Annotated in this window: 6 protein-coding genes and 1 pseudogene; 6 read left to right on the top strand and 1 reads right to left on the bottom strand. The window is 43.7% G+C overall.

What is annotated here, in order from left to right; all coding sequences use genetic code 11:
• Positions 1 to 319: pseudogene (locus ACFIMG_RS02495) on the top strand (hypothetical protein); the annotation flags it as partial.
• Positions 320 to 332: 13 nt separating this feature from the next.
• On the opposite strand, the gene ACFIMG_RS02490 reads toward ACFIMG_RS02495, so the two are convergent.
• Positions 333 to 944: a hypothetical protein gene (locus tag ACFIMG_RS02490; protein WP_375677072.1), complete on the bottom strand. Its 612-nt coding sequence runs from the start codon at positions 942 to 944 to the stop codon at positions 333 to 335.
• 205 nt (positions 945 to 1,149) lie between these two features.
• Here ACFIMG_RS02490 and ACFIMG_RS02485 point away from each other — a divergent pair, with 205 nt between their 5' ends.
• The 5 genes from ACFIMG_RS02485 to ACFIMG_RS02465 all read left to right on the top strand — a co-directional run bounded on the left by ACFIMG_RS02485 (position 1,150) and on the right by ACFIMG_RS02465 (position 6,863).
• Entirely contained in the window at positions 1,150 to 1,482 is a 333-nt protein-coding gene (locus ACFIMG_RS02485) for a hypothetical protein (RefSeq protein ID WP_375677071.1), read from the top strand.
• Positions 1,463 to 2,791 carry a PBSX family phage terminase large subunit gene (locus ACFIMG_RS02480; protein ID WP_375678942.1) on the top strand — a complete coding sequence of 443 codons (1,329 nt, stop codon included), beginning with the start codon at positions 1,463 to 1,465 and terminating at the stop codon, positions 2,789 to 2,791. Before ACFIMG_RS02485 ends, ACFIMG_RS02480 begins: the two co-directional genes overlap by 20 nt.
• Positions 2,776 to 4,740 carry a portal protein gene (locus tag ACFIMG_RS02475; RefSeq protein ID WP_375693562.1) on the top strand — a complete coding sequence of 655 codons (1,965 nt, stop codon included), beginning with the start codon at positions 2,776 to 2,778 and terminating at the stop codon, positions 4,738 to 4,740. Before ACFIMG_RS02480 ends, ACFIMG_RS02475 begins: the two co-directional genes overlap by 16 nt.
• A 13-nt stretch (positions 4,741 to 4,753) precedes the next feature.
• A complete protein-coding gene (locus tag ACFIMG_RS02470) occupies positions 4,754 to 5,647 on the top strand; it encodes a hypothetical protein (RefSeq protein WP_375633220.1) in 894 nt (297 codons plus the stop codon).
• 91 nt (positions 5,648 to 5,738) lie between these two features.
• On the top strand, positions 5,739 to 6,863 hold the full coding sequence (locus ACFIMG_RS02465) for a N4-gp56 family major capsid protein (RefSeq protein WP_273788714.1): 1,125 nt from the start codon (positions 5,739 to 5,741) through the stop codon (positions 6,861 to 6,863).
• Positions 6,864 to 7,032 lie beyond the last annotated feature (169 nt).

The raw sequence follows: 7,032 nt of genomic DNA, 5'->3' as shown, positions 1-7,032 counted from the left end.
TACACAAGAGCAACATGATGCCGCGCAACAGTACCTACAGATAAGAAATAATTACCTTTGTGCAAAGGGATTGCCTAATGCGATTTATGACGAAATGCCATCATCTTCTGATGATAAGGCAAGAGACAAATGGGTAGAATTTGCAACAGAGCAGTTTATAAACACGCAAGAGGCAATAAAAGAAGCGCAATGCCTCTATAGACAGTATAATCTTTATGCAGCACTACAGTACCTCGTGATAGAAGATCAAATGCTACCACACCTTGTGAATTCACTACGCGTTGCTCTTAATGCTCTTCAGAAACATTTTGATCGTTAAATGACAATCTCTATTACGGTTTCATTATATTGTATATCGTTCGTAAGTCTCTACAAAACCTAGCTGTTTTTTTTATGCCTCTCCCATTATCGACTCTCATACTAGACACTAAATCAACAACTTGTGTTTCGGGGTTAATGCCATTTCCACTCGGAGAACTAAGAAATTTTTTTGCGTAATAAAACATTGGATCTGTACTACTCATAGACATGTTGTATGCCCAAATAAAATTTTCTTCACTCCAATTATGTTCATAGCGTAAAGTATTTATTACACTAGGTAGCATCGCCCATGACATCTCCTTATTATAATCACCCCTTAGTAAATTCACAAAGCGTCCACATAAAACAATAAGTATGTGACGATGCCATACAGTGTCAAATTTGGCAGTTATATTTTGATAGCCATTTTTGTATGCAAATTGATTTGCTTCGTGTTGCTTGTCGAAATGCGTAAAGTCTTCATATTCTTTACTTGCATATTTATCGTAAAGTTTATTGTACTGCTCTATAGTATCTACACGTGTAAATGTACGTGTAAATCCAAATGACGCTGATGCAGGTAGCGCTGATATAGAAAAGAAAGCTATAAATGTTATGATGCGTGTTATGGATAATGATTTCATCATTTTGAACCCTTAATTATTCATAAGTGCTGTTTAACTGATTCCCTTTGAAATTATCAATATGTGTTATTTTTATGTTGACAAAGTGTAGCAAATCGTATTTAATGACATTACTGTACTTAGGCGTATTGTGTCTAGAGAGGGAAATGTACAGTTCAAAATCCCCGCAAATGCGGGGTTTTTTATTATCTGGAGGGCGTATTTTATGACATCAGAAAATACACAGCAGGCTCCACAACCCATTAAAAAGCGTATACCCCCAAAGGCAGGTCAAGGGCGTGTCAAAGGCGTTCCAAATAAAGTGACGCGCATTTTAAAAGAAGCAGTGGTTAAGGCTGCTGAGAATGCTGGGAATAAAATTGGCAAGGATGGTTTGATTTCTTATTTGGAAAAGCAGGCTATAGAATGCCCCGCTGCTTATTTAGCGTTGCTTGGTAAGGTGTTGCCTTTACAGGTAACAGGTGAAGATGGGGGAGCCATTAAGGTGATAACGCGTGTAGAAATCGCGCCTTTGGTCAATGACAACACGACAGATTAGTATTGTACCAAAACTCATTCCTATTTTTGCAGGGGACGCTTTGGTGCGAGCGGCTTGGGGTGGACGAGGGTCTGGGAAGACAAGATCATTTGCATTGATGGCTGCTTTAAAAGGCTATCAATTTGGTATGCAGGGGATATCGGGGACCATTCTTTGTGCACGTCAGTTTCAGAATTCTTTGGCAGAGAGTTCATTGGAGGAGATTAAGCGCGCCATTGAAGCGCACGACTTTTTAAAGGACTATTACAAGGTTGGGGAATCTTCGATTAAGTCGATAGATGGTCGCGTAGCCTTTCAGTTTTCTGGTCTGGACCGTAATATTGCGAGCATTAAATCCATGGGGCGTATTTTGCTTTGTTGGGTTGATGAGGCAGAGCCCGTTACAGAGACGGCTTGGCAAACGCTTATACCGACTTTGCGAGAAGAAGGAGAGGGATGGCGGGCAGAATTATGGGTGACATGGAACCCGTTGCGAGAGAATGCCCCCGTTGAGAAGCGGTTTCGCTTTTCAGACAATGAAGCCATTAAGCGTGTAGAGATCAATTGGTCAGACAACCCGAAGTTTCCCAAGATCTTGAATGAAGCGCGGCTTGATGATCTGAGAAACCGTCCCGAGACCTATAAGCATATCTGGGAAGGGGCTTATCTTACAGCGGTTCAAGGCGCTTATTATCAAAAGGAAATGTTGGCAGCCGAGCAAGAGGGGCGGATAGGGCGTGTCGCTCGTGACCCTTTAATGCAGATACGCGCCTTTTGGGATATCGGGGGCACAGGTGCTAAGGCAGATGCTACGGCGATATGGATAGCGCAATTTGTTGGTAGGGAGATCAGAGTACTTGATTATTACGAAGCACAGGGACAGCCGTTATCGGAACATATCGGTTGGTTGCGTCACAATGGTTATGAGAAGGCATTGATGGTGTTACCCCATGATGGGGCGACCAGAGACCGTGTGCACAATGTGAGTTTTGAGAGCGCTCTTAAACAGGCAGGCTTTCAAACAAAAGTTATCCCTAATCAGGGAGCAGGAGCTGTTAAGATACGTATAGAAACAGTCCGCCGTGTTTTGCCTTCTGTTTGGTTTAATGAAAAGACGACGGTAGCAGGACGTAAGGCACTGAACTGGTATCACGAGAAATGGGATGAGAAGCGCAATATTGGCTTGGGAGCAGAGCACGATTGGTCCAGTCATGGGGCAGATGCCTTTGGACTGATGTGTATTTCATACAAACCACCAAAAGAAATACAAAAGCGACCAGCTTATAGCGGCAGAACGGAATATGAGAGTACCTCATGGATGGCAGAATGATGTATGATGAAGAGCATTTAGATAAAGAAAGTAACGCATCAGATTTGTCGACAGAAGGCTTATTTCGCAAGCTTGTGAGCTGGTACAAAGAAGATGTGGAGCATGTGAATAAATGGCGTGAACATGCGCGGGAGGATTTTGGTTTTTACAATGGTGATCAATGGAATGAAGAAGATTTATCGGCGTTAAAAAAGCAACGCCGCCCCGTTATGACCTTTAATCGTATTGCCCCATTGGTCAATGCCGTTGTGGGGTCAGAGCGTAATAACAAGCGCGAAGTGCAGTTTATTCCCCGTCAAGTAGGGAAGGCATTGCCTAGTGAATTGCTTACCGGTGCGGCAGAATGGTTTCGGGACATGGCGCATGCAGAATACGCTGATAGTGATGCTTTCCAAGATGCGGTTATCTGCGGCATGGGGTGGACTGATACACGGCTTGATTATGAGAACAGCCTCGATGGTGAACCGGTCATTACGCGTTTAGACCCGTTAAAGATGGTTTGGGATAGTGCAGCGGTGCAACCGAATTTAACCGATGCGCAACGTTTGTGGTATGTAGACCGCAAGCCGTTAGAAGTAGCTAAGCAGATGTTTCCCAAATCTCATTGGACAGAGCTGAGTGCAGATTGGGCAAGGGATGGGAGCTCTCATGAAGGTGTTCACCATAATGATCTTGATTATTACAGTGATGAAGGGAGCATTGATGTTGAAAACGGTCGTCGGATGGTCACGCTTGTTGAATGCCGTTGGTTTGAAAGCGAGCGATATTACAAAGCGCCCGATTTAAGCACTGGAGAACTTCGTGATTATAGCGAGGAAGAATTTAAGCAGCTCCAGTGCATGATGCCCGATATCCAAGGGGCAGCTTTCAATAAAAAGGTCGTAAAACGTGCTTTTTTAGGGAGAAAATTGCTTGAATCCCCTGATCAACCTTTGGTTCCAGCGGGTCAATTGGGTTGGGAGTGTATAACAGGGTATTTTGATAAGATAGAACGGCAATTTTATGGGGTTGTCCGTCCGACAAAAGATCCACAACGATGGGCGAATAAATATTTTAGTCAAGTGATGTATATCCTTAATAGCCAATCCAAAGGGGGGCTTATTGTCGAGGAAGGGGCGTTTAAGGACATCAGGCAGGCTATGCAAGATTGGGCGCGGGCTGATGCGTTGCTAGTTGCTGAAGATGGCGCTCTTGCAGAAGGCAAGATACAACCAAAGCCTGTAGCACAGTTTCCAGAGGGCTTTTTCCAGNCACCCGAATTCATTGGTACAAGGGAAGTGACACAAGCGGGTATTTTGGAGGCACAACGACGCCAATCCAGTTTAAATCTGCTTGCTTGTCTGTTTGATGGTTTACGTTTGTACCGCAAGCGGCAAGGTAAGATTATTTTGCACTTGATACAGAATTACTTGTCCGATGGTCGTTTGGTACGGATATCTGGTGAAGAGAATGCGCAATATATTCCATTGACGCGTGAAGAAGTAACGAGTGTCGAGTATGATATTGTAGTTGATGATGCGCCAACCAGCCCGAATGAGAAAGAGCGCACCTTCGGTATCATCACACAGCTGCTCCCATTGCTTCAAAATGCCATTACGCCGGATATTATGCTTGATCTACTTCGTTACTCACCCTTGCCTGCGTCATTACTCAATCGTGTCAGTGAGAAGTTCCAACAGCAACAAATGGCACAACAACAGCAGATGGATCCCGAGCAGGAAATGAAGTTGCAGGAAAAGCAACAAGACTTAGAGACGAAAGCACAGATGCATCAGATGGATTTGCAACAAAAGCAGATTGATCTTTTTGTGCATCAAGAGAGAGCAAAAACAGACGCAGAACTGATGAAGCAACGCTATGAGATTGAACGGCAGAAGCTTCTCAATGATCAGGCACACAATCAGATTATGCGAGAGCGAATAGCATTACACAGAGGTATGCATAGTTGAGAAAGGTGAAAGAATGAATGCAGAAATGAATGAAGCTATGAATGAAGATTACAGAGTTGGAGCACCGGTCTTTGATGATGAGAGCTCTTTTGATGCTGGCACTTATGATGGTGAAACGATTGATAATGATGATGTCACCTCTCCAGAGCCGGTTGCACAGCCCGTTGAAAAGCCTTCAGAGATTGTTCCTAGTATAGAACAGCAGCGTGTGGAGCAACAAGCCAAACAAGCCCGTGAAGCGCTTGTCAAGTTTTATGAACCCCAATCCCAGACGCCAATGGTTGAAGGTGAAAATGCACCCCCAGACCTACGTGAGGACCCTGTTCGTTTAGTGGCGTGGATGTTAGATAAGATTCAAAAGCAAGATGCGTATATTAGGGAACAGAAAGAAGCGCTAAGACAAGCTGAGGAACAGCAGCAGCACGATATGCGTCTTGGTGAATTTTTTAATAATTCTGTTAAGTCGTTTCAAAATAAATCCAGTGATTTTGATGCCGCGGCAAATTTTCTTTATGAGGCACGCGCAAAGGAATTGAGTTCTTGGTCATCACTTTATCCTGAGTATGGACAACAAAACACAATAGATGCGATTATAAGAGATCAATTGCATGCGCTTGTAGCGACTTGTGCACAAAGAGATCTCAATCCGGCAGAAGAAATTTATAGAATAGCACAAAACCTTGGCTATCAGAACCAAGCAGTGCAAGCGAATAATCAAGTTGCAGAACTTCAAAGTCGGCAGAATTCTGCGAGAACCTTAACGGCATCTGGTGGAGGGGGCGTGACGGGTCCACTTTCATGGGAAACGATGGACGCTATGACGGATAAAGAGTTTCAAGCGTGGTACAGTAATCCAAAGAACCGAGTGCTTATACGCAAATTGAGTGGTGCAGATGATGAAGATTAAGTGAAAGACTTTTAGAGAATAAGCCGCCTTTGGTGCGGGTTGGTGGTCCGGCTTTAAGCCGGTTTTTTTATAGCAAAGAAAGGTGAAATAAATGGCAACAACACATATAGGGATTAATGATCCCCATGCGTTAAAAACATGGGCGAGAATTCTTGATGCGGAGGTCTCCAAAGCAACTCCTATTGCTCCTTTGATGGGGCAGGATTCCAATAGCATTATTCAGGTGAAAACAGAGACGCAAAAAGGCAAAGGGGATTGTGTAACATTTAGTCTGCGAGCTCAGTTATCAGGACGTGGTGTGAGTGAGGGTGAAACCCTTGAAGGCAATGAAGAGGCACTACAATTCCTTCATGATAAACTGTATATCAATGAACTTTATCATGGAACAAGAATTGCCAATGAAGGCACTATTGATAATCAGCGCACATTGTTTAATTTGCGCGAAGAAGCCAAAAACAGTTTATCAGATTGGTATGCGGACCGTTTGAGTTTGATGTTTTTCGTTCACGCTTGCGGTTATACAGCCAACAGGCTTAATTTTGAGGGAGAACTGGTTGATCTTGATCCTCTTTTTTGGGGCTTTAATGCACCATTAGCTCCAAGCAGTAAGCGCATTGTGCGACCAGAAGCAAAAACCAAGGATGAAGAGCTTACAGAAAAAGCCAAACACAGCTTTAATCTTAAATTGATAGATGAAGCGGTTCAGTGCGCTAAGCTAGCGAATCCTAAAATTAGACCGGTTCGCGTGAATGGCGAGAGTGTTTATGTGTTGTATTTGCATCCCATTCAGGTGACACAATTGCGCACTAATACAGAGACGGGTCAATGGCTTGATATTCAGAAAGCTGCTTATACCGGTTCGCGTTCCAAAAACCCAATCTTTGATGGTTCTCTAGGCATGTACAACGGTGTGATTTTACGTGAATCAGAGCATGTCACCAATGGTGTTAAATCCACGGATAGTACACGTCTTGCAGGTGTGCGCCGTGCTGTTTTGCTTGGAGCGCAAAGTGTCGTTATGGCATTTGGTAAGAGTTACGGTAAGACCCGCTATAAAATCGAAGAAGAAACCTTCGACTACAAACGCGAATACGGTTTTGGAGTGCATACAATTATGGGCATGAAGAAAACGCGTTTCCAAATGCCCGGAAGAGCACAAGGAGCCCAAGATTTTGGAACGATAGTTATCCCCACCTACAGCGGTGAAGTTGAGTGATGAGGAAAGGAAATAGGACATGGTAGATGGCGTAACAGGACACTTACACGGCAGAGATCTTCATACACATCAGGTCAGTTTTTTGCGTTTGAATATCTCGCATAAAGATAAGCATTTGACGCGCAAAATCGGGACTTTACCGCGTGGTGCAATGATCCTTTCGATTAAA

The sequence above is a fragment of the Bartonella sp. AP11XZML genome, assembly GCF_042196445.1.
Classification (GTDB): Bacteria; Pseudomonadota; Alphaproteobacteria; order Rhizobiales; family Rhizobiaceae; genus Bartonella.
Note: the sequence above shows the minus strand (reverse complement) of the source record. Positions and strands in the feature narration are given on the sequence as shown.

What these genes read in the sequence shown, in the direction of transcription:
- ACFIMG_RS02490 (WP_375677072.1), bottom strand. Translation starts at nt 944, where the DNA reads ATGAAATCATTATCCATAACACGCATCATAACATTTATAGCTTTCTTT.
- ACFIMG_RS02485 (WP_375677071.1), top strand. Translation starts at nt 1,150, where the DNA reads ATGACATCAGAAAATACACAGCAGGCTCCACAACCCATTAAAAAGCGT.
- ACFIMG_RS02480 (WP_375678942.1), top strand. Translation starts at nt 1,463, where the DNA reads ATGACAACACGACAGATTAGTATTGTACCAAAACTCATTCCTATTTTT.
- ACFIMG_RS02470 (WP_375633220.1), top strand. Translation starts at nt 4,754, where the DNA reads ATGAATGCAGAAATGAATGAAGCTATGAATGAAGATTACAGAGTTGGA.
- ACFIMG_RS02465 (WP_273788714.1), top strand. Translation starts at nt 5,739, where the DNA reads ATGGCAACAACACATATAGGGATTAATGATCCCCATGCGTTAAAAACA.